We start from the raw sequence: 22316 nt of genomic DNA on the forward strand, positions 1-22316 counted from the left end.
ATTAAAAGTCTGTTACGGTGTAGTACCATGATGCATCAACAGGAGCTCCCGCTCCATCAAGAATTTCTACATCAAAATGTGTTGTCTTCGGAGCAGTTGCCAAACTTGAAGCAAATACCCTAATTAATCTTGCTGTATTTGTTCCTAGTAATGTTAATTGTATCGTATATAAATCATCAGCTCTAATATTACCAGCAATAAAAGTAACTCTGTATAAACCTGTTCCAAGTTTTGAGGTTACCGCTCCATTTTCTTTTGTTGGAGAAGATGGTATAGATACAGCATTTCTATTTACCATTCCCATAGCAACAACAGCAGGAGCTTTCCAATCTGTTCCTGTTGCGGTAGAGGTTAATACCTGTCCGTTAGTTCCGGTATCGCCATCTTTATCTTTAAAGCTGCCGTCTAACTGCATGTTGTTTGCAACGTGTAAACTTTCATTAGGAGTAGCCGTACCAATACCTACATTCTGATTCGCTATTATTCTAAGAGCTTCGGTACCACCTGTTGTGAATGCTAATTGGTCAGCGGCGTCACGGTACATACCTGTATCCGAATCATCTGTGAATCTGTATGAAGGTTGGCCTGTAGTTCCCGGTGAATTGTTTAAGCCTGAAGTTCTAGTGGTTCCATCAACTCTCAGTTTGTTTGTTCCAGGAGCATCTGGCCCTATTGCCACACTACCTGTGCCTATAAAGAATAAATCAGAGCCATTTAAATCGTAGGTTCTGTCTTCACTAGCAGTTTGAACTAAATTACTGGAGCTTAAGTTATTTACAGCTGTATCTTCCCAAGTAGCAACACCTGCGCCATCTGTTGTTAATATTTGTCCAGCGGTACCGTCTACATTGGTAATAGTGTTTGCACCAATAGTTGCCGTTCCTGCTGTGGTTAATGTTCCTGTAGTAGAGATGTCATCTGTAAATATTGGGTTAATTTTTGATCCGTCTATTGCTGCTAATGGGTTTACATCAGCATTAATAATAGTACCGTCTAAAATTTTATTAGAAGAAACAGCAGCATCAATTATTTTAGCAGAAGTGACTGCATTGTTAGCAATTTTAACTGTAGTAATGGCATTATCAGCAATTGTAAGTGTCCCGTTATTTGCTAGGGTTGCATCACCTCCAAGGGTATTTGCTTGGGCTGTGTTAGCAGCATCACCAATAAATATATTGGCATCAGCTAAGGCATTAGACCCCGTAATTTGAGTATCTACATATATTTTAGTTGCCGCATCTTGGTCTAAAGTCGGGTCAGCAACATCTACTATTTTAAGGCTTCCAACAGAAAGGTCAGCCGTTGGAACAGCAAAACCAGTTAAAGATATATTTGCTTTATCTAGTTTATCATCTGTTACATTAGCGTCAAGAATTTTAACTGTAGTAATGGCGTCGTCAGCAATCGTAAGTGTCCCATCATTCGCTAAAGTTGCATCACCTCCAAGGGTATTTGCTTGGGCTGTGTTAGCAGCATCACCAATAAATATATTGGCATCAGCTAAAGCATTAGACCCCGTAATTTGAGTATCTACATATATTTTAGTTGCCGCATCTTGGTCTAAAGTTGGGTCAGCAACATCTACTATTTTAAGGCTTCCAACAGAAAGGTCAGCCGTTGGAACAGCAAAACCAGTTAAAGATATATTTGCTTTATCTAGTTTATCATCTGTTACATTAGCGTCAAGAATTTTAACTGTAGTAATGGCGTCATTAGCAATCGTAAGGGTCCCATCATTCGCTAAAGTTGCATCACCTCCAAGGGTATTTGCTTGGGCAGTACCTGTTGCGTCACCAATAAAAATATTAGTATCTGCTAACGCATTAGAACCTGTAATTTGAGTGTCTACATAAATTTTAGTTGCCGCATCTTGGTCTAAAGTCGGGTCAAGTACATCTGTTATTTTTACATTTCCGATAGAAAGGTCTGCCGTTGGAACAGCAAACCCAGTTAAAGATATATTTCCTTTATCCAATTTATCATCTGTTACATTAGCGTCTAAAATTTTAACTGTAGTAATGGCGTCATCAGCAATTGTAAGTGTCCCATCATTTGCTAAAGTAGCATCACCACTAATAGTTCTTGCATTTGCATCTGTACCATCAGATATAATAATTTGTGTATCTGCTAATGTAGGTAATTCAGAGGCTTGGGTTGCCCAAACCGTTGCGCCTGCTACTGTGGTTAAAATTTGCCCGTCTGTTGTACTAGGGTTTATTTTAGCTTCAGTTACAGCATTATCCGCAAGTTCATTTGTGGTAATTCCATTTGCGCTTACCGCTAAAGTATAAGGATCAGTAGTGTCGCCAATTCCGTTTCGTGTTAAAGTGGTATTTCCTAAAGTTGGTCCTACAACTTCATTACCTATAATACCATCTACTTCTGTAATTGCCAATGTAGATTGGTCGGCAAGTACCCAGTCCGTACCGTCGTATCTTAATATTTCACCAGCTGTTGTACCGTCGGCTAACTTAGAAGGCGTAATCGTTCTATCTAAAAGATCTGCGTCTGCAATGCTGCCGTCTAAAATATCTTCAGATACGATAGTTTCATTTAAAATTTTGGCACTTGTAATTCCGTCATCTTTTACTTGAATTCCAGTAACATTATCAGGATTTACTTCTATAGTAAGGTCATCTGCTTTTATCTCTAGATCCATAGCGACTAAAGCAGCATCGAGAGCCGTACCGGTAATAGAACCGTTTGTAGAGATAACATCTTCACCTAAGCTAGTAGCTATGGCTGCGGCATCTTGCCATTCAGGGTCTCCATTAAGATCTGTTCCTAAAACTCTATTGGCAAAAGCAACACCTGCAGTTCCTATCTTATCTGTAGTTACGGCATCATCTGCAAGTTCTAAAGTATTTACCGCATTGTCTGCAAGTTTTGCATTCGTAATGGCATCGTCTGCCACATCTACTTCTACTATAGTGCCGTCTAGAATATCTTCAGAAAGTATGGTTTCATTTAAAATCTTATCGGTAGTTACAGCATCGGGACCAAGTTTAATATTGGTGATTCCCGCATCTGCTACGCGCACATTGGATTCTACGAGTGTGGCGCCAAGACCGTTAGTTACCACAATTGAAGTGTCACCGGCCGTAAGATCTTTTCCGGTAACATTATCTACATTTAAAGGAGCCCATTCAACGAACGAACTTGCGTTAGTTTGTAAGATAGTATTAGGTAGGCCTGCTGCCATCTTTCCAGGTTGGATAGTTCCATTCTGAATTTTACTGTTGTTTACAGCATTATCAGCTACTTTATTCAATGTAACTGCGCCGTCTACTAATTTTGTAGTGCTGATGGTGCCATCTTGAATGTTAGAAGCATTTAATAAACCTACTTCAAAATTATAATTTGTATCTGTCGTTTTAGTGATGCTAATGGATTCAAAATTACCAGGATTTTCTAATGCCTCACTAGTAAACGTCAAGGTTTCACCAAATGCTTCGCAAATATTAATCCACTGTAAGCCATCATAATAATGGATACATTGTTCCTCGGTATTGTACACCATGGCACCTTCAAGAGGGGTAATGGCATTCATTTGAGCATTGGTTACTCTTGAAACAACAAAAGCTTTGTCAATACTTTCTAGTTCCAATAAGGAGGATGGGTTTATGGTTTGAGGGTTGTTTCCTATTTTAACTTGGGCCTGTAGCTGTCCTGATCCAAGAAATAGAAAGGCTATAATTACAACTGTTTTGAAATAAAAATTGCGCATAAGTGTAAGAACTTAATAGGGGTTATTTTGATAAAACTACAATTATATAAAGATTTCACCACTTTTTTAGGATGAAATGCAATTGCTCTAGTTTAACTGGTTGAAAGTTAAGGAATAGCTCTGTAAATGACCAGAGTTTTTATTGTGGTATTTTGATTAAAAGTGTAGGTTTATTCCCTCATACGGAGCTTTATTTTGTTCGAAAATTCTTGCTTTGAAGGCTCCTTTTAGTGTAGTATTTTTGTCTTGAATATGAATGAAACTTCCTTCGCGTAGCCCTACTACAGGAGTGCTATTAAAGCAATGAAACTCCTTAATTCTAGTGGCTCTAGTTTCGCCATTATGAGTGCTGGTAGGGTCCGGATCTAAATAATGTGCGTTGATATTGAATGGTACAAGTCCTAATGTTTCAAAACTTGGAGGATATACAATAGGCATATCATTGGTGGTTTGCATATTTACACCTGCAATATTGCTTCCTGCACTAGTGCCAAAATACGGTGCACCTGTCAAAATTTTGTTTTTTAACGGCTTCATTAGTCCTAGTTCATGTAATTGTTGTACCAGTAGAAAGGTGTTGCCGCCTCCGGTAAAGAAGGCCTCTGCCTCTTGGATGCCCTTTGCAGGATCTTTATAGGTGTGCAAGCCCACTACTTTTTTGTTTATCGTAGCAAATGCTTTTGCAACTAAAGCGGTGTATGCGTCATGTGTAATGCCTCCTGGTCTAGCGTATGGAATAAAGGTAACCGTGGTTACTGTTTTAAAAAAGTCTTCTAAGGTTTCTAAAAGATAAGCCAAATATGGTTCTCCGTGAAGCGTAGATGTGCTAGCAAGTAGTAAATTTTTCAATTTGTAGTATTTTTTGATCTGCTAAATTAACAAAAGTTTAATGGTGCATTATTTTTTTTTGAGGACAACTTATATTTCCTTTATACTTAACTTTAACTTGTAATGATACGACCCTTGTTCAATATTGGAAAACGAGTAAGGTTTTTAACACTACGTATTTCTTAGATAAAAGAACCTTATGAAAAAAATTATACTTTTTATATGCTTACTTACTTTCTCAATAGCGCAAAGTTTTGCGCAAGACCAAGACCGTACCTTTTTGCGAGGTAAAGTAATGTACCGCAATAGTAATGTGCAAAATGAAAATGTTATAAATGTAAATACCGAATTAGGAGTAATTACGAATACGGATGGCGAATTTGGTATTAATGTTAAAGTAGGGGATGAGCTTGTATTTACGGCACTGAATTACCAGATGAAACGCGTTATTATTACTCCTGAAATTATAGCCAATAATAGGCTTGTGGTTGAAGTGAATGAAAAAGTAACCGAACTTGATGAAGTAGTAGTAGGTCCTGAAAATCAAGAAGCATTTCTTATTGTAAAGAATGAAGAGTTTAAAAAATACGAGTATGGTATAGATGAAACTTCAAGAGTAGAAAATATAGCCATGTCTGATCAAGAGCGGGGTATGCAAAACGGAATCAATTTTGTAAATATTTTTAAAGCCATAAAAAAAGGAATTAAAAATGAAGATGGTACCACTACAGAAGCTGCGCCTAGATTAAAAGTGAGTGATGTATTGCGTCAAGTGTATGATGATCAATTCTTTGTGTCTGATTTGCAATTGCCGCAAGATAAAATTACGCAGTTCTTATACTATTGTGATACGCGTTTGCCAGAACAATCGCTACTTAAAAAAACCAATGAGTTTGAACTGATTGATTTTCTAGTGAATGCAAGTAAAGATTTTCGCGCACAACTAGATGATAAAAACTAGTCTCTATAGCGCCTTTTTTTTTATTTGTGCTGCAAGTTTGCACGCACAAGACACTGCTTCTAAAGAAATTGCAGGTAGGGTATCTAGTGCGGATGGTGATGTAGCCGCTACACATGTATTAAATATTAGTTTACAAAAAGCAGCGATTACAGATATTGATGGCTTTTTTACCATTACGGCACGTTTAAATGATACTTTAGTTTTTTCAGCAGTACAGTTTCAGCGTAAAGAGCTTGTAATGACTAAAGAATTACTAGCCAGTAAATCGTTAAATATCAACTTAGAACCCTCTTTAAATGCCTTAGATGAGGTAGTGGTTATGCCCTTTAATCTAAGTGGCCAGTTGGGTAGAGATATGAATAGGATTGAAATTGACCCGCCCTTGACGGCAGCAAGTTTAGGATTGCCTAATGCTTTTGTAAAGAAAATGAGCCAAGCGGAGCGCAAAGCTTTTTCTGCAAGATCAGGAGGACCTTTACTAACTGCACTTAATGCTTTGACGGGTGAAACTAAGAGGCTGCGTCTAATTAGTGACCGCGAAGCAAAATATTCGCGAACAGAGTTTATTCGAAAAGCCTACCATGATTCTCTCTATGTAAAGCAATTGAAAATACCTGCAGATAAGATTAATGACTTTATGTATTTCTGCGAGATAGATTCCTCTTTTGCAGCAATTGATAAGAAAGATAACTTAAGTATTTGGGAGTTTATGCTACAGAAAAGCATGGCTTACCGAAAGAACTATGAATTAGATTAATCCTTATTTCATTATAAATTTAAACAAACTTTTATCCCTAAGCTTTTGATTAGAAAATTAAAACATACGCTTGTTTTTATATGCTTTGCAGCTAGTTTTTACGGGCAAGCACAGGGTGTTTTTTCAAAAGATATAGAAGGGAAGGTTTCTAGTGCCGATGGCGATGTTGCAGCAACGCATGTACTCAATGTTTCTACCAAGAAAGCTGCGATTACTGATATTGACGGATTTTTTAAGATTTCAGCAAGCTTAAAAGATACCCTAGTTTTTTCAGCCATTCAATTTCAACGAAAAGAAATTATTGTCACCGCAGAGATTCTCACCAGTAAAACTATTTATATTACCCTAGATCCTGCATTAAATGAATTGAAGGAGGTAGTAGTCATGCCTTATAATTTAACAGGTAATCTAGCTCAAGATATGCGTAGTGAACCGGTAGTCGTTGCTGCTACCTTAGGATTGCCCAATGCATACGTGAAGAAAAAAACACAGGGTGAGCGTAAACTCAATGAAGCTACCACAGGTGGTGGTTTAATACCTGTAAATCCTATAATTAATGCCATATCGGGTAGAACCAAAATGCTTAAAGACCGTGTAAAGCGCGATGAAAAATATGCGCGAACAGAACGAGTGAGAGCTTTTTATGCGGATACCCTTTATGTAACAGAATTAAAAATTCCCGCTTTAAAGATTGATGACTTTTTATACTTCTGTGAAGTAGATGATTCGTTTTCGAGTGTTGTTGATACGCACGATAAAATTAGGATATGGGAATTTCTCAAGAAGAAAAGTAAAGTGTATCGGGAAAATAACAACATAGATACTCCCTAATTTAATAGCCTACAACCGTGAGAAAAAGCGCTAAAGAATATCTTGTTATACTGATACTGTTCCAAGCAATGGGGATGCAAGCACAAGATCATCAAGTGACTTTAGAAGGGAATGTGCAGGTGGTAAATTCAGAATTAGCAGGCATTCATGTGCAAAATATTTCTACCAAGAAAGCAACAATTACAGATGGCTATGGCTTCTTTGCGCTTGCGGTACGTTTATCGGATACGGTCGTATTTTCGTCCGTACAATTGAAAAACAAAGAAATCATAATCACCCAAGCTATTTTAGAAAGCAAGCAGTTTATAGTTTCTTTAGAGGAGGCTGAAAATAAATTGGAAGAAGTGGTGGTTATGCCCTATAATTTATCAGGAGATTTATCTAAAGATGCGCGCGGTTTAAAGCTGTCTACGGTGTCTTCTTCCACTTTAGGTCTGCCTAATACTCATGTGGTGAAAATGACCTATAATGAGCGGAAATTATTGGAGGCAGATCGGGGTACCATGATTAAAGTTCTCCCGCTAGGTTTTGCTATAAATACACATAAAATCTTAAATAGAATTTCGGGTCGTACGAAAATGTTGAAAGAACGTATTGTCAGAGAGGAAAAGAATAACATGGTTGCGCAACTAATGGCTTATTACCCAGATTCTATTATTACTAAGAACCTTAAAATTCCAGACCTACAACTACATGAGTTTGTATATTTTTGCGAAACAGATGAGAATTTTGACGCACTATTAAAATCAGAAGATCAATTACTTGTTTGGGAGTTTTTAGAGCGTAAAAGCATAGTATTTCTAAAAACAGAATAAACTAGATTAGCTTTATCTTTGGCACAAGCTTTGCTAAATTGACTCATAAAAGAAGCATACTATATATTATGAAACCACTGAAGAAACTTATTTTAATTTTACTATTCCCTTTATTAGCATTTACTGCAGTGCATAAATTTTATGTAACCGTGACCAATATTGCGTACTCAGAAAAAGATAAGGCGCTACAAATTACCTCGCGTATTTTTATTGATGATTTAGAGAAAACGCTGAATGAGCGCTACGGAATTAAAGGAAGGATGGCTACTGAAAATGAACTAAAAGATATGGAGGTGTATATTGAAAAATACATAAGATCAAAATTCATCCTCACGATAAATCAGGAGCAACAAGAATACAAATTCATTGGTAAAAAGTATGATAATGATGTTGTTGTAGTCTACTTAGAAGTACCTAAGGTTAATTACGCTAAAATAAAATCTATAGCAGCCACAAATGAGGTTCTTGTAGATCTGTTTGACGAGCAACAAAATGTGGTCCATTTTAAATTTCCTGGCAAGAAGAAGAGTTTTGTACTTACCCGTGAAAATAATAAAGGAATGTTAAACTTAGAATAATACGTTAACAATTTCTTAAAAAAGCTTTAATTTTCTAGCGACTAAATTAATTAATTCGAGAAATGAGCAAAATTAAGTACTACTTCACAGCACTTTTGTTTGTGTTTGCAGGTGTTCTAAGCGCACAAGACACAGAAGTTAAAGAAAAATCAGCGCCACATGGCAATGTTAATGAATTCAAACAGATGTACGAAGAGTTTGCAACTCCGAATACGTACAGATCTGCATCTGGAGCTCCAGGTCCTAATTACTACCAGCAGCAAGCTGATTATAAGATGGATATTACGCTAGATGATAAAAATGCAAAAATCTTTGGTGAAGAAACCATCACCTATACCAACAATTCTCCAGATGATCTAGAGTTTTTGTGGTTGCAATTAGATCAAAACGTACGTACAAAAGATACGAAGTCTGATTTAAGAAATGGGTCAGCAGCACCTTTTGCAAGTACTGTAGAACGTTTTACTGGAACTTTTATGACGGCACCTTTTGATGGTGGTTTTAATATTGAGTACGTGAAGGATGCAAATGGTAAAGCATTACCTTTCACCATCAACCAAACCATGATGCGTGTAGATTTACCATCACCATTAAAAAGTAAAGCTCAAGTTTCTATAAAAGTAAAATGGAACTATAATATTCCAGATCATACCGTAAGCAGAGCACGTTCTGGTTATGAGTATTTTCCTGAAGATGGGAACCGTGCTTATGTAATAGCACAGTTTTTTCCGAGAATGGCAGTTTATAGTGATGTAGAAGGATGGCAGAACCATCAATTCTGGGGGAATGGCGAATTTGCACTTCCTTTTGGAGATTATGAAGTAAATATTACTGTTCCTGCAGATCATATTTTAGATGGTACTGGAGAACTTCAGAATACAAAAGAGGTTTTCTCTAAAGAAATGATGAAGCGTTATGAGTTGGCTAAAAAATCTTATGATAAGCCAGTAATCATCGTTACACAAGCAGAGGCGGAAGCAGCAGAAAAAGGTTTTTCTGAAAAAACAAAAACATGGAAGCTGAAAGCTGAAAATGTTCGTGATTTTGGTTTCGCAACGTCAAGAAAGTTTATCTGGGACATGCAAGCGGTAAAAGTAGGTAGCAAAGATGTAATGGCTATTTCTATGTATCCAAAAGAAGGAAATCCATTATGGGAAGAATATTCTACAAAAGCAGTAGCACATACCTTAAGATCATATTCTTCACACACGTTTGATTATCCTTATCCAAAGGCAATTTCGGTACATGCAAAAAATCAAGGGATGGAATATCCTATGATATGCTGGAATTATGGTAGACCAGAAAAAGATGGTACCTATTCTGACCGCGTTAAATACGGAATGATTAGTGTAATTATACATGAAGTAGGACATAACTTTTTCCCGATGATTGTAAACTCTGATGAACGTCAGTGGGGATGGATGGATGAAGGTTTAGATACTTTTATGCAATACATGGCAGAACAAGAATTTGGAGAAGCTTATCCTGCAGCAATTGCGCCAAATGATAAATACCCTTCTAGAAGAGGAGAGCCTTCTAAGATTGTACCTTACATGAGTGGAGATCAAGATTACATATCGCCAATTATGTCTAACCCAGAAAATGTATTTCAATTAGGGAACAATGCCTACGGTAAGCCTGCTACAGCATTAAATATTCTTAGAGAAACAGTAATGGGAAGAGAATTGTTTGATCATGCCTTCAAAACATATTCTCAAAGATGGATGTTTAAGCACCCTACTCCTGAAGATTTTTTCCGTACGATGGAAGATGCATCTGCAGTAGATTTAGATTGGTACTGGAGAGGTTGGTTTTATACCACTAACTTTGTTGATATAGGGGTTGGTAATGTTAAGAAGTATGTAGTTACAGATAAGCCAACGGCAAAAATGAAAGAATATGCTGCGGCTAGAAATCAAGATATAAAAGATTTACCACCATTAGTATACTTAGCGGAAGAAGGATCAGAAGATTATGATGATGCTTTAAGAGGTAAGATGGCATCAGAAGTTTCAAAGCCATTGAAAGAATTTATGATGGATAACATGACTCCTGCAGAGAGAACGGCGGTTAAAGAGCCTAAGTTTTTCTATGAAGTTACGTTTACGAAACCAGGAGGTATTCCAATGCCGTTAATTGTAGAGTATACTTATGCAGATGGTTCTAAAGAGAACATTACATACCCTCCACAAATATGGAGAAAGAACCCAAAAGAGGTTACACGTATGCTTTCTTTACAAAAAGAATTGACAAGTGTTGTCGTAGATCCAAAAGCTGAAACAGCAGATATTGATACGACTAACAACTCTTGGCCTAAGAAAGAGGAGCAGTCAGATTTTGATAAGTTTAAAAACGATCAAGAAGACTAAGCTTTTAATAATAAAGTTTAAGGTGTTAAAAGCCTGGAATGAAAACAGCCGTTTTTATTCTAGGCTTTTTTTATGGAATACGTTTTTTAGTCTTGTGGTTTGTAATATGTTAAATGTTTAAAAAGGAGAATTATGTTTTAGTCATTTTTTTATGGGACTCACAAACTTCTGATTATATTTGTATCATGTTAACGACACATTTTTTATTTATAAGTGGTGGAGAGATATTCTTCATACTTTTTATAGTGGTGATGGTATTTGGAGCAGATAAAATTCCAGATATCGCCCGTGGCTTGGGTAAAGGGATGCGTCAATTAAAAGATGCTACTGAAGATATTAAACAAGAAATTCAGAAAAGCGCAGATAAACAAGGCATCAATACCGATTTCACTAGAGATATTAAAAGCGAAATAAATAAAGTAAAAGAAAACATTAACGAGGTTACGGGTACCATCAAGAGAAAGTAACTATGCTCGATAAATTGTTAACCTGGGATAGGGAAACTTTTATTTATTTGAATAGCCTAGGAATAGAAAAATACGATCAGTTTTGGGGTATTGCTACTAATATTTCTACCTGGATTCCACTCTATATCACATTCCTTTTTTTGGTCATCTATAAGAATAGTACCAAAGAAAAATTTCAAAAAATTAGTACGGCTGTTCTAATGTTGATTTTTGTTCTATTGTTAACAGGATTAACCAAAGAATTAGTAGGAAGAATACGCCCTAGTGCAGACGCAGAACTAAATACCTTAATACGTATTATTAAGGGATCTGATGGCTTTAGTTTCTTTTCAGGGCATTCTGCATTTTCTTTTTCACTAACGACTATTGTTGTCCTCTTTATAAAAGAGCGTTTTAAATGGAGTTGGGCATTTTATTGCTGGCCTATATTTTTAGCATTTAGTCGCATATATGTAGGAGTACACTATCCCGTAGATTTAATAACAGGTGCTGTAGTTGGAATAGTATCCGCAAATTTATTTTATAAAATTCATCTAAAATTTATAGTACCCTACTCAGTGTCAGGCCATCACGAATAGGTAATAAAACCGTTTCCACTCGTAGGTCTTCTTTTAGCTTTTTATTGTAGTCCAATAGTATTTTTGTCACTTTATCTTTAGGCTGGAGTGGTTCTACCACTTTTCCAGACCACAGTACATTATCAGAAAGAATAACACTGCCCGGTCTTGTTTTTTTCAATACGGTTTCAAAATAGTGATCATAACTTGCTTTTTCTGCATCAATAAAAATCAAATCAAAGGTTTCATCCATGTCAGGAATAAGTTTAAGCGCGTCACCAGTATGCTGGATGATTTGAGAGCCAAATCCGCTTTTATCAAAATACGTACGCTGCATTTCTACCAGTTCCTCATTAACATCAATCGTATGTAAAGTTCCGTTCTTCTGTAAACCTTCGGCCAAACAAATAGCGGAGTACCCAGTATAGGTGCCAATTTCTAAAATGGTTTTAGGGTTGATGATTTTAGATAATAAACTTAGAGCTCTTCCTTGAAAATGACCCGTAATCATTCTAGGCTGTATTACTTTTAAATGCGTCTCTTTTGTAAGCTCTTGTAGCACTTTAGGTTCAGACTGAGAATGGTCTGTAATGTAATTTTCAAGTAATGGAGATAAGAAATGCATGTAAAAAAATTTTTACAAAAATAGATATTAATAGTATCTTCAAGTAAACTTTTTAAAGATGAATACAATTAGACTTCGGGAAGCTCTTGTTACAGATATCCCCACATTACGATTATTTGAGCAAGGCCTTATTGAAGCAGAACGCCCGTGTGATGAAACCATAAAAGATAATCCTGTGCACTATTATGATTTGGAGGGACTTTTAAAAGATACTACAGCGCAGGTATTAGTTGCAGAGTATGATGCGAGCGTCGTTGCTTGTGGCATGGTGCTAACGGCGCAGGCAAGACCTTACTTAAAACATCAACAATATGCAATTATTCGTTTTTTGTATACGGAACCAGAGTATAGAGGCAAGGGTATCAATGCTAAAATAATAGCAGCTTTAAAAACTTGGGCAAATGAAAACGGATTATCAGAGGTGAGGCTTACGGTTTATCAAGATAATATACCCGCAATTAAAGCCTATGAAAAAGTCGGTTTTACCAAGCACATTATAGAAATGCGATTGCCTTAGGGAAGTCAATCTTTATTGTGCGTACTAAATACAATTGTAAATCGTAATTTTATAAAAAAAAAGCTTTTTATGCCATTTGAAAATTCGCTAGCCTACGCGCAACAATTAGACCAACAAGATCCTTTAAGAAACTATAGAGAAGAATTTCATTTTCCAGAAGTTAATGGAAAGCCCGTGATCTACTTTACAGGAAATTCTTTAGGCTTACAGCCAAAGAGAACAGAAGCTATAGTAGCCGAAGTAATGACAGATTGGGCAAAGTTAGCGGTAGAAGGGCATTTTTATGCGGAAAAGCCTTGGTGGGATTACCATGAGCGCTTAGCAGCCCCTTTGGCAAAAGTTGTTGGTGCAAAGACGGCGGAAGTTTCCGTGATGAACACCCTTACGGTAAACTTGCATTTGCTAATGGTATCTTTCTATAGGCCTACGCCAAAACGTTTTAAAATTATTTGTGAAGAGAAGGCTTTTCCTTCAGATCAATATATGCTTACTAGTCAGGTGAAATTTCATGGATTTGATCCTAAAGATGCTATTGTCGAGGTAAAGAAAAGAGACGGAGAACACCATTGGCGTACAGAGGATGTTGTCGCCAAGATTAACGAAGTAGGAGATGAGTTAGCCTTAGTGCTTATAGGCGGCGTTAACTATTATAACGGACAAGTTTTTGATATGGGAACAATTATAAAAGCAGGCCAGGCCGTTGGTGCTTTTGTAGGTTGGGATCTGGCCCATGGCGCTGGTAATATTGAACTAAAGCTTAACGAGTGGAATGCCGATTTTGCCGCATGGTGTAGCTATAAATATATGAATAGCGGTCCAGGGAATGCCTCCGGAGTATATATTAATGAAAAGCACTTAAATAATCCAGATATTCCAAGATTTGAAGGGTGGTGGGGAACCAAAAAAGAAACACGCTTTTTAATGAAGCCGGAGTTCGAGCCTATGGAAAATGCAGACGCATGGCAATTAAGTAATGCTCCAATATTATCTGTAGCCCCGTACTTAGCTTCCCTAACAATGTTTGAAGAAGTAGGGATGCCGGCATTAATTAAAAAGAGAGATACTATTGTTGCTTATCTTGAGTACATACTTCAGGAAATAGATGCTGAGGTTTCTAGTAGTTTTGAAATAATTACACCCGAAGACCGCGGTTGTCAATTATCTGTTTTCTTACATGGGCAAGGTAAATCTTTGTTTGATTATTTGATGAAAAATGGAGTGATCACAGATTGGAGAGAGCCTAATGTAATCCGTTTAGCACCAGCACCTTTTTACTGTTCTTATGAAGACATGTATAGATTTGGGCAATTACTTAAAAAAGGAATCTTAGCTTTAGAAAAAGAAAATTCTTAGCATTAAGGCTAGGGCAATAACCAAATGAAGTCACTGCAACTTATTCTATCTAATCCGCGATACTTTGCACCGGCTTGGTCTTTTGCTACGTTAAATATTTTGTTTGGAACCTGGGCAACCTATATTCCGTTGATCAAAGAAGATATTGGTTTGGATAAAGCTAGCTTAGGTTTTGCGATTTTTTTTCTGTCCTTAGGTAATTTTACAATTTTTCCGGTAGCGTCAAGATTAATTAATAAGATAGGAGTAGGCAAATCTGTATGGTATGGGCTAATTTTAATTTGTCTGTCTTCCGTTTTGCCATTTATTGCCGTTAATTATTTTACTTTAATTGCGGCGCTTTATTGTTATGGTGCTGCCAATGGTTTTTTAGATATTTCTATGAATACTTTGGTGACTGAAATTGAAAAAGAAGACCGTCAAAACTTTATGTCTGCCGCCCATGGTTTTTTTAGTTTAGGGGGCGTTATTGCTGGGATTGGTAGTTTTTTAATAGTACTTCTAGATAACAGGGTACTTCATATATGTGGTACTGTAGCACTATTGTTAATTGCAAGTGCGCTCTTACGAAAAAATTATATGCATATCATATCGCCGCCCATAGAAAAAGAAGCTTTTAAGATAAAGAATTTTAAACCGCTGTTTCTCTTGGGGATTATTTCTTTTGTAATTATGGGAAGCGAAGGAGCTATAATTGATTGGAGTGGAATTTATTTACAAGAAATTAATTTAGCGCCAGAAAAATTTATCGGATTAGGGTTTTTAGCTTTTTCTATCATGATGACCTTAGGTAGGTTTCTGGCAGATGGTATTAGTGCAAAAATTGGCCCTGTTAAGATTATAATTTTAGGTACGCTTCTAGCTATAGGTGGGTATTTTTTAGTGCTTTCAGGAATTCTATGGGTAACCATTCTTGGTTTTGCTTTAATAGGCCTAGGTTTCTCGGCTATAATACCAGAACTCTTTAGGATAGGAGGTAAGGTAGAAGGTGTAGCGTCTTCTCAAGGAATTGCATTTATTGCAGGAACAGGTGTATCAGGGTTCTTACTAGGTCCTGTGGTGTTGGGTTTTTTGGCAGAGTCTTTTTCCTTGCGGATAAGCTTCATGCTCTTGCTGGTCTGTTCTGTAATTGTTTTAGCAGCATCTTTTATCTTAAAAAGGAAAAGAGGCGTATAAGAAACGAATACTACTATTTTTTTCTGTAAGGCATCCGTAATTTCAAAATTCAGAAGAAAACTTCCTCTATAGATTTAATTTTTGTGAAAATTATCTAATTGTAAATAGTCTATAATAATCGTTGTATAAGAATTTGTAATGTTCCTATTATCAATTATTTACAAAGCGTTTTAGCTTTATTCGAGTGATTTTTAGTCTTGCTATTATTTTTTAAATCATGTAGTTCATCGAAAATATAAGCTGTTCGTCGTCATTTTTCTAGTTCTGTTCGTACATAGTCTAGAGTTTTAGCCCCAAAACTTATTATGAACATGAAAACTAAAAGTGAAAAAATGAAACAAACAAAAAGAATGTACCAAGCTGCTATGGCAAGTTTGGTATTTGCATTATGCTTGACTTCTTGTCAAAAAGAAACAGAAACGACAGGAGAAGATCAAGAAGCAGTAATCACTCAGGATGCAGATTTTACAACCAAGTATTTTTTAGGTACTGAAGTAAAAGTACGATTAGAAGATGATGGTACGTATAGCTTAGCAGGGAGTGATGTTCGCTTGTTCGAAGATCAGCTAACAGATAGTGCTGATGATTTTAATGAAAATCCAAACCCAGAAGAAGGCCTTACTCGTTTAGGTTTAGGTGGTGGTGTTAGAAAATGGACGAATAGTACCATTGTATATACTATCCAAGGATTGAGTGCATCAGTACAATCTGAATTACAGAAATCTTTTGATGAATGGACGAGTAAAACAAATATTCGTTTTAAAGAACGTACCAATGAATCTAATTATGTGACTATTTCTTCTTCGGGATCTAATAGTAACTCTGGTGTAGCAACATTAGGAATGAATGGTTCTAATGGATTTATTCGTTTAGGAACACGTGCTACTGCTGTAGTGATTATCCATGAGATTGGTCATACACTAGGGTATATTCACGAGCAGAATAGAAGTGACAGAGATAATTATATCATTATTAACGAGGAAAATATCCAGAACGATGCTATTGATCAATTTTACAAAAGTAATTCTGCAACTTTAGTTACAAGTCAGTTTGATATTAACTCTACTATGATGTATGGTAGCTATACTTTTTCTAAAAATGGACAGCCTACAATTACAGATCTTAGCGGTAATGTATTGCCTCAACGTCAAGCAAAAGTTTCTGACCTTGATATTTCTGGAACCAATTCTATTTACCCAGCTGTTGATGGTGGCGGTACTGATGTGCCTGCATTAGATTCTTGCGATGGTGTTTCGGCTTGGTCTAGTTCTAAGCGTTACGCTGTTGGAGACCGTGTGACGTATGCTGGAGGTTTATATGAAAGAGATTTTACCAGATGGATCTTTATTAAAACCTGTAACTAATTTAAAACGGGGTTAAAGTTTTTTGGAACACATCTGTGTTTTAAATAGATAAAAAGAAACCGCTCGAAAGAGCGGTTTTTTGTATTCTAATACTATTACTTAGGTCGTAATTTAAATCATCAGGTTCTTTTTTATATATCACTAGATATACAAGCCTCATTGAAACGATGTTTAATTGATGTGTATCTCCGTAAAATTTAGATCAAATTTTTGACCGTCCATTTTATGAGATTTTGCAATTTTTATGCCATTAATCGTGGTGTAGTCTTCCCAAGTAGTTATCATAGAAGGTTCTTCTTGGTTTTCCTTTCTAAATACCCATTCTTGAATGACGTAGTCTTCCCCAAAATAAAAATCATAAGCATCACCAGGAGTGTAACCACCTTCATTATCGTAAACGATGCTTAATTTTTGCATTGGTTTTTTGCTGATAGGTGCTTCGCTTTCTGCGGTATGCGTAAACTCAAAACTCTTGGCATCCCAAACTAATTGAAAAGGAGCTAGAAGCCAGTACTTATCATTGATAAAGCTAGCATCCGTTTTTGTTACCGTGCTGTCTCTGTTTTTTCTAAGATAGGTGATGGTGTCTTCTTTTGTAATACTAGATACCTCATTTGTTTTGGGTTTCCAAACCCAAGAGCGTTCAAAATGTGTCGTATCGCGATCTACATTAAACGTAAATTTTAATTCATTAACGTTTTTCCAATTTTCATACCCATTGGCCTGTGCCACTTGTTCAAGAATAGTAAGTTCAGGAGTGGTGATAGATGTTTTTGTTTCTTTTTTATCTGTTTTGCAACTTGCTAAAAGAAGGAGTAGTATGGCAGTAAAACCTATTGTTTTTTTCATTTTTTCATTTTTTTAACAAAGATAATGGCTTTTGCAGCTACTTAAATTAAATCCTTAGGTTTTTGAGTGTAACAATTAGCGATATTTTGATTAATTTTGATATTCAATAAGAAATAAAAAAATGAGTTCAAAAAAAGGAAAAATACAAGAGGCTATAGACGAGAAAATGTTAGAAGAGCGTAAAGTCTTCCTTTGGGGAATGGTCGATGACGATTCTGCAAAGCATGTAATTGATCGTTTATTGTATCTCGATATGCAAAACGATAAAGAAATTCAATTATACATCAACAGTCCAGGAGGGTATGTAACTTCTGGTTTCGCAATGTATGATACTATAAAATCGCTAAAAAGTCCAGTTTCAACTATTTGTACTGGGTTGGCAGCATCTATGGGATCTATTTTATTATCTGTTGGTAAAAAAGGAAGGCGTTTTATTCAGCCACATGCTCAGGTAATGATTCATCAGCCTAGTGGTGGTGCAAGAGGTCAGGCTTCTAATATTGAAATTCAAGCTAAAGAAATAATCAAAACAAAAGAACTTAGTGCACGTATTTTGGCAGACAATTGTGGCCAAGATTATGACCGAGTGATGAAAGATTTTGATCGTGACTATTGGATGGGAGCAGAAGAGTCTATTGCTTACGGAATAGTTGATGGTATTTTAGAATAAATAATATTTTTACACCTATAAAAACTAAAAATCCTTCGCGAGTAAAAGTGGAGGATTTTTTGGTTAATGTTACCTTAGTGTGCAGACACTTTTCCAGAATTAGGAATACATGATACAAACTCAAAAAAAAGTAGCCATTATTGGCTCAGGTTTAGTTGGTTCTTTATTAGCCATATATTTAAAAAAATATGGACATGATATTACTGTATTTGATCGTAGACCAGATATTCGCAATGTAGAATTTTCAGGGAGATCAATAAACCTAGCTATGAGTAATAGAGGGTGGAATGCACTTCATGAAGTGGGTATTGAAGAGGAGATTAAAAAAATTGCAATCCCATTAGATAAACGTGCCATGCACGTTGTGGGCCAACCAGAATATTATCAAAAATATGGTAAAGAAGGAGAAGCTATTTGGTCTATTTCACGTGGTGTCCTAAACCGTAAAATGATTGATCTTGCTGAAGAAGCGGGGGTGGTTTTTAAATTTGAAGAAAAAGTTTGGGATGTAGACCTTCCGGAAGGAAAGTTATTTACAGGAGAGACCGAAAAAGGAGCATGGCAAGAATACCAATATGATTTAATTTTTGGTTGTGACGGTGCTTTTTCACGAGTACGCCATAAAATGCAAAGACGCAGTAGGTTTGATTATTCTCAAGATTTTATTGATGTAGGATACAAAGAGTTAACTATTGCGGCAAATGAAGATGGTACGCACAAGTTAGATAGACATTCATTTCATATTTGGCCAAGAGGTAAGTTTATGCTTATTGCTATGCCAAACCTTGATGGTAGTTTTACTTGTACCTTGTTTATGCCTTTTGAAGGCGAAGTTTCTTTTGAGAACATTAAAACTAATGACGACGCTAAGGACTTCTTTAAAACGTATTTTCCTAATGTGATGCAGGATTTGGATAACCTCTTGTTAGACTTCTTTAAAAACCCAACTAGCGCTATGGTAACGATGAAATGTTTTCCATGGACCTATTGGGATAAAGTAGCACTTGTGGGTGATTCTGCGCATGCTATAGTGCCTTTCTATGGCCAAGGGATGAATGCTGGCTTTGAAGACATCTTTGTGTTAGATGCTTTAATTAAGGAGCACCAAGACGATTGGCATACTATTTTTGAAGCCTATGAAAAAGTACGTAAGCCTAATGCGGATGCTATAGCAGAATTAAGCTACCGTAATTTTGTAGAAATGAGTAGTAAAACGGCAGATCCTAAGTTTTTACTACAAAAGAAAATCGAGAAGTATTTTGCTTCACAACATCCTGATAAATGGATTCCAGTATATTCAAGGGTTACTTTTTCAGACAGGCCGTATGCAGAAGCATTAGCAGAGGGAGATGCTCAAGAGGCTATTATGAAAGAGGTGATGAGCTTGCCAAATATTGAAGAAAAATGGAATAGTGCGGAAGTAGAAAATTTAATACTTAGCCTGTTGTAATTTTTTTTATTGAGGCGAATTTTTTTCACTTTGCCGCATAGGCATTGTATCTATTAATGAGATGATAGTCTTTGCGGGAACAATAAAGGCTTCTTTTAATTTAATACCACCATCTTTGCCTAGTAAAATCAATCCGCTAAAATCTTTTTTTCGATATTTTTCAAGTCCACTAAGATTTAGTAGCTGTTTATCGCTACCGTAGCTGCCTTTTGGAGTACTAATGAAATAGATGATGTCTCTTTCTTGAAAAGCTGTATGCTGCCCTTCAAAGGCTTGAATTTGTTGCTTGATGTTTTTGCTATTTGATGCTGTGTCTATGAGCAGTAAAACCCTATTTTTCCATTTAAAATCTGATATATCTTGAGCCATTGCAATTGGTGAGTAAAAGATAAAGCAGCCAAGAATCAGTACATATGTAGTTATATACTTCATTGTTTTGTGCTTTAAATTACGAATTTATTTAATGAGATACTATAAAACACAAAAACCATCTGCAAAGCAGATGGTTTTTTTATGACTTTATTTTTCTAAGCTTATAACTTAGCAAAAAGTGCTTGCATTTTTTCTTGCTCTTCTTCAGCTAAAACAGGATCTACTAAAATACGACCACTGTGTTCATCTGTAATAATTTTTTTACGAGAAGCAATTTCTACTTGTACCTGTGGTGGAATAGTAAAGAAAGATCCTCCTGAAGCACCTCTTTCGATTGGCACAACTGCTAAACCATTTTTTACATTAGCACGGATACGCTTGTAAGCAATAACTAAACGCTCTTCAATATCATTTTGATAATCTTCAGATTTTGCTAAAAGTGCTTTTTCTTCTTTTTCAGTTTCCGCTAAAATAGCATTCAACTCACCTTTTTTATGCTTTAAGTGAGATTCTCTTTCAGAGTAACGCTCTTTCGTAGAAGAAACAACGGTTTTCTTTTGATCTATTTGAGCTTTAAATTCTTTGATGTTTTTCTCTGCCAATTGAATTTCTAATTCTTGAAATTCAATCTCTTTAGAAATAGAGTTAAACTCTCTACTGTTACGAACATTCTTTTGTTGCTCAGTATATTTTTTCATCAATGTTTTAGCATCATCAATTAAGTTCTTCTTTGCAGTGATCTCATAATTGATAGTCTCAACATCAGTCTTAAGCTTTTCCATTCTAGTTTTAAGACCTAATACTTCATCTTCTAAATCTTCAACTTCTAAAGGTAATTCACCTCTTACATTGCGTATTTCGTCAACTCTAGAATCAATTAATTGCAAATCATATAACGCTCTTAATTTTTGCTCTACTGTTGTTTCTGTTTTTGTTGCCATATTTTAAAAATACTTGATGGGATTTGTTTTGCTTTCCGATAAACGGACTGCAAAATTAGGAATTTTTTTCGTAAGATAGTCAACTAATAAATTTTTTGTAAACTGCTCAGTTTCATAGTGTCCGATATCCGTCAAGAGTATTTTGCCTTCTGCTTCATAAAATTGATGATATTTTAAGTCGGCCGTGATGAAAACATCAGCGTTTACAGCCTTTGCGGCACCTATTGCAAATGAGCCGCTACCTCCAAGAACAGCAACTGTTTTTATAGGTTTTCCTAATAAATTAGAATGTCTGACGCATTTTACATCCATTTTTTCTTTTAAGAACTCCATAAATTCATGCTCAGTCATCGGATTTGCTAAAATTCCGTACATTCCCATGCCTATATTTTGATTTGTATTCTCCAAAGTGATTACTTCATAAGCCACTTCCTCATATGGATGATTTTCTAATAAAGCTTTGATAACATTTTTTTCTGCCGCTTTCTCAAATGTGATTGAAATTTTAGTTTCTTCTTCAAAATGTGTGGTGCCAATTTCTCCTTTTACGGGATTTGCTTTTTCATTGGCTTTATAACTTCCAGTACCTTCTACCGTGAAACTGCAATTGCTGTAATTGCCAATATTGCCAGCGCCAGCTTCATATAAATGCGATTTTAGTTGGTTGGCATCGTTTTTAGGAACATACGTACTCAGTTTTTTTATAGTCCCTTTCTGTGGAATTAGTATTTTGGTATTTGCTAAGCCTAAAACTTCACATATTTTTGCATTAACTCCTTGATTAGAATTATCCAATGCAGTATGCATGCTGTAAATAGAAATATTGTGCTGAATGGCTTTAATGACAATACGTTGCACATAATTTGCACCCGTAATTTTCTTGAGTCCGCCAAAAATTATAGGATGAAAGCTTACAATTAAATTGCAGTTAGTCGCTATGGCTTCATCTACCACATTCTCTAAGGTGTCTAAAGTAACCAATATACCAGAAACTTCATTTTGTTGGTCTCCAACTAAAAGACCCACATTATCAAAATCTTCGGCATAAGCTAATGGCGCTAATTCTTCTAAAATTCCAATTACTTCTTTTACAATCATTTTCTAAGTTT

The 22316-nt window shown here is 35.9% G+C and carries 21 protein-coding genes; 14 read left to right on the forward strand and 7 right to left on the reverse strand.

Going from position 1 to position 22316, the window contains the following annotated elements; translation table 11 throughout:
• Window position 1 precedes the first annotated feature (1 nt).
• Together M666_RS08730 and pepE are read right to left on the reverse strand one after the other, a co-directional pair.
• Entirely contained in the window at window positions 2–3727 is a 3726-nt protein-coding gene (locus M666_RS08730; RefSeq protein WP_039325496.1) for a beta strand repeat-containing protein, read from the reverse strand.
• Between the two features lie 156 nt (window positions 3728–3883).
• Window positions 3884–4576, reverse strand: a complete 693-nt coding sequence (pepE, locus tag M666_RS08735; protein WP_029447011.1) for a dipeptidase PepE — start codon at window positions 4574–4576, stop codon at window positions 3884–3886.
• Window positions 4577–4754: 178 nt separating this feature from the next.
• On the opposite strand from pepE, the gene M666_RS08740 reads away from it, so the two are divergent.
• The 8 genes from M666_RS08740 (at window position 4755) to M666_RS08775 (ending at window position 11911) form a co-directional block, all read left to right on the forward strand.
• Window positions 4755–5516: a BamP family beta-assembly machinery protein gene (locus tag M666_RS08740; protein ID WP_025615803.1), complete on the forward strand. Its 762-nt coding sequence runs from the start codon at window positions 4755–4757 to the stop codon at window positions 5514–5516.
• Entirely contained in the window at window positions 5503–6273 is a 771-nt protein-coding gene (locus M666_RS08745) for a BamP family beta-assembly machinery protein (protein WP_029447010.1), read from the forward strand. Before M666_RS08740 ends, M666_RS08745 begins: the two co-directional genes overlap by 14 nt.
• A 45-nt stretch (window positions 6274–6318) precedes the next feature.
• On the forward strand, window positions 6319–7104 hold the full coding sequence (locus M666_RS08750; protein ID WP_029447009.1) for a carboxypeptidase-like regulatory domain-containing protein: 786 nt from the start codon (window positions 6319–6321) through the stop codon (window positions 7102–7104).
• Window positions 7105–7121: 17 nt separating this feature from the next.
• Entirely contained in the window at window positions 7122–7919 is a 798-nt protein-coding gene (locus M666_RS08755; protein ID WP_151198040.1) for a carboxypeptidase-like regulatory domain-containing protein, read from the forward strand.
• Window positions 7920–7987: 68 nt separating this feature from the next.
• Entirely contained in the window at window positions 7988–8497 is a 510-nt protein-coding gene (locus M666_RS08760; protein ID WP_029447007.1) for a DUF6702 family protein, read from the forward strand.
• A gap of 62 nt (window positions 8498–8559) precedes the next feature.
• The gene (locus tag M666_RS08765) at window positions 8560–10866 is read left to right on the forward strand and encodes a M1 family metallopeptidase (protein ID WP_029447006.1); all 2307 of its coding nucleotides are present in this window, start codon (window positions 8560–8562) and stop codon (window positions 10864–10866) included.
• Between the two features lie 185 nt (window positions 10867–11051).
• Window positions 11052–11333 (forward strand): Sec-independent protein translocase subunit TatA/TatB, encoded by a 282-nt coding sequence (locus M666_RS08770; protein ID WP_024481640.1) that lies wholly within the window; start codon window positions 11052–11054, stop codon window positions 11331–11333.
• Window positions 11334–11335: 2 nt separating this feature from the next.
• Window positions 11336–11911, forward strand: a complete 576-nt coding sequence (locus M666_RS08775; RefSeq protein ID WP_029447005.1) for a phosphatase PAP2 family protein — start codon at window positions 11336–11338, stop codon at window positions 11909–11911.
• Here the strand turns inward: M666_RS08775 and M666_RS08780 are convergent.
• Window positions 11874–12515 carry an O-methyltransferase gene (locus tag M666_RS08780; protein WP_029447004.1) on the reverse strand — a complete coding sequence of 214 codons (642 nt, stop codon included), beginning with the start codon at window positions 12513–12515 and terminating at the stop codon, window positions 11874–11876. The two genes, M666_RS08775 and M666_RS08780, sit on opposite strands and share 38 nt — an antisense overlap.
• Window positions 12516–12573: 58 nt before the next feature.
• Here M666_RS08780 and M666_RS08785 point away from each other — a divergent pair, with 58 nt between their 5' ends.
• The 4 genes from M666_RS08785 to M666_RS08800 all read left to right on the forward strand — a co-directional run bounded on the left by M666_RS08785 (window position 12574) and on the right by M666_RS08800 (window position 16925).
• Complete coding sequence (locus M666_RS08785; RefSeq protein ID WP_029447003.1) at window positions 12574–13032, forward strand: GNAT family N-acetyltransferase; 459 nt, start codon at window positions 12574–12576, stop codon at window positions 13030–13032.
• 69 nt (window positions 13033–13101) lie between these two features.
• Entirely contained in the window at window positions 13102–14385 is a 1284-nt protein-coding gene (gene kynU / locus M666_RS08790) for a kynureninase (RefSeq protein WP_029447002.1), read from the forward strand.
• 24 nt (window positions 14386–14409) lie between these two features.
• Entirely contained in the window at window positions 14410–15561 is a 1152-nt protein-coding gene (locus tag M666_RS08795) for an MFS transporter (protein WP_024481635.1), read from the forward strand.
• A 332-nt stretch (window positions 15562–15893) separates the two neighbouring features.
• Entirely contained in the window at window positions 15894–16925 is a 1032-nt protein-coding gene (locus M666_RS08800; protein WP_158400224.1) for a M12 family metallopeptidase, read from the forward strand.
• Between the two features lie 171 nt (window positions 16926–17096).
• Here M666_RS08800 and M666_RS08805 read toward each other — a convergent pair whose 3' ends face one another.
• The gene (locus M666_RS08805) at window positions 17097–17774 is read right to left on the reverse strand and encodes a hypothetical protein (protein ID WP_029447000.1); all 678 of its coding nucleotides are present in this window, start codon (window positions 17772–17774) and stop codon (window positions 17097–17099) included.
• Between the two features lie 121 nt (window positions 17775–17895).
• On the opposite strand from M666_RS08805, the gene M666_RS08810 reads away from it, so the two are divergent.
• Both M666_RS08810 and M666_RS08815 read left to right on the forward strand, forming a co-directional pair.
• Window positions 17896–18444, forward strand: coding sequence for a ClpP family protease (locus M666_RS08810; RefSeq protein WP_013551063.1), 549 nt, complete (start codon window positions 17896–17898; stop codon window positions 18442–18444).
• Between the two features lie 109 nt (window positions 18445–18553).
• Entirely contained in the window at window positions 18554–19894 is a 1341-nt protein-coding gene (locus tag M666_RS08815) for an FAD-dependent oxidoreductase (protein ID WP_024481631.1), read from the forward strand.
• Window positions 19895–19900: 6 nt separating this feature from the next.
• On the opposite strand, the gene M666_RS08820 is transcribed toward M666_RS08815, so the two are convergent.
• From M666_RS08820 to M666_RS08830, 3 genes are all read right to left on the reverse strand, one after another.
• Complete coding sequence (locus M666_RS08820) at window positions 19901–20326, reverse strand: DUF4174 domain-containing protein (RefSeq protein ID WP_082007898.1); 426 nt, start codon at window positions 20324–20326, stop codon at window positions 19901–19903.
• A 101-nt stretch (window positions 20327–20427) separates the two neighbouring features.
• Window positions 20428–21207 carry a zinc ribbon domain-containing protein gene (locus M666_RS08825; RefSeq protein ID WP_024481629.1) on the reverse strand — a complete coding sequence of 260 codons (780 nt, stop codon included), beginning with the start codon at window positions 21205–21207 and terminating at the stop codon, window positions 20428–20430.
• Window positions 21208–21210: 3 nt separating this feature from the next.
• Window positions 21211–22305, reverse strand: coding sequence for a Nif3-like dinuclear metal center hexameric protein (locus tag M666_RS08830; RefSeq protein WP_029446998.1), 1095 nt, complete (start codon window positions 22303–22305; stop codon window positions 21211–21213).
• Window positions 22306–22316: the final 11 nt, after the last annotated feature.

The sequence above is a fragment of the Cellulophaga baltica 18 genome, from assembly GCF_000468615.2.
Taxonomy (GTDB): domain Bacteria; phylum Bacteroidota; class Bacteroidia; order Flavobacteriales; family Flavobacteriaceae; genus Cellulophaga; species Cellulophaga baltica.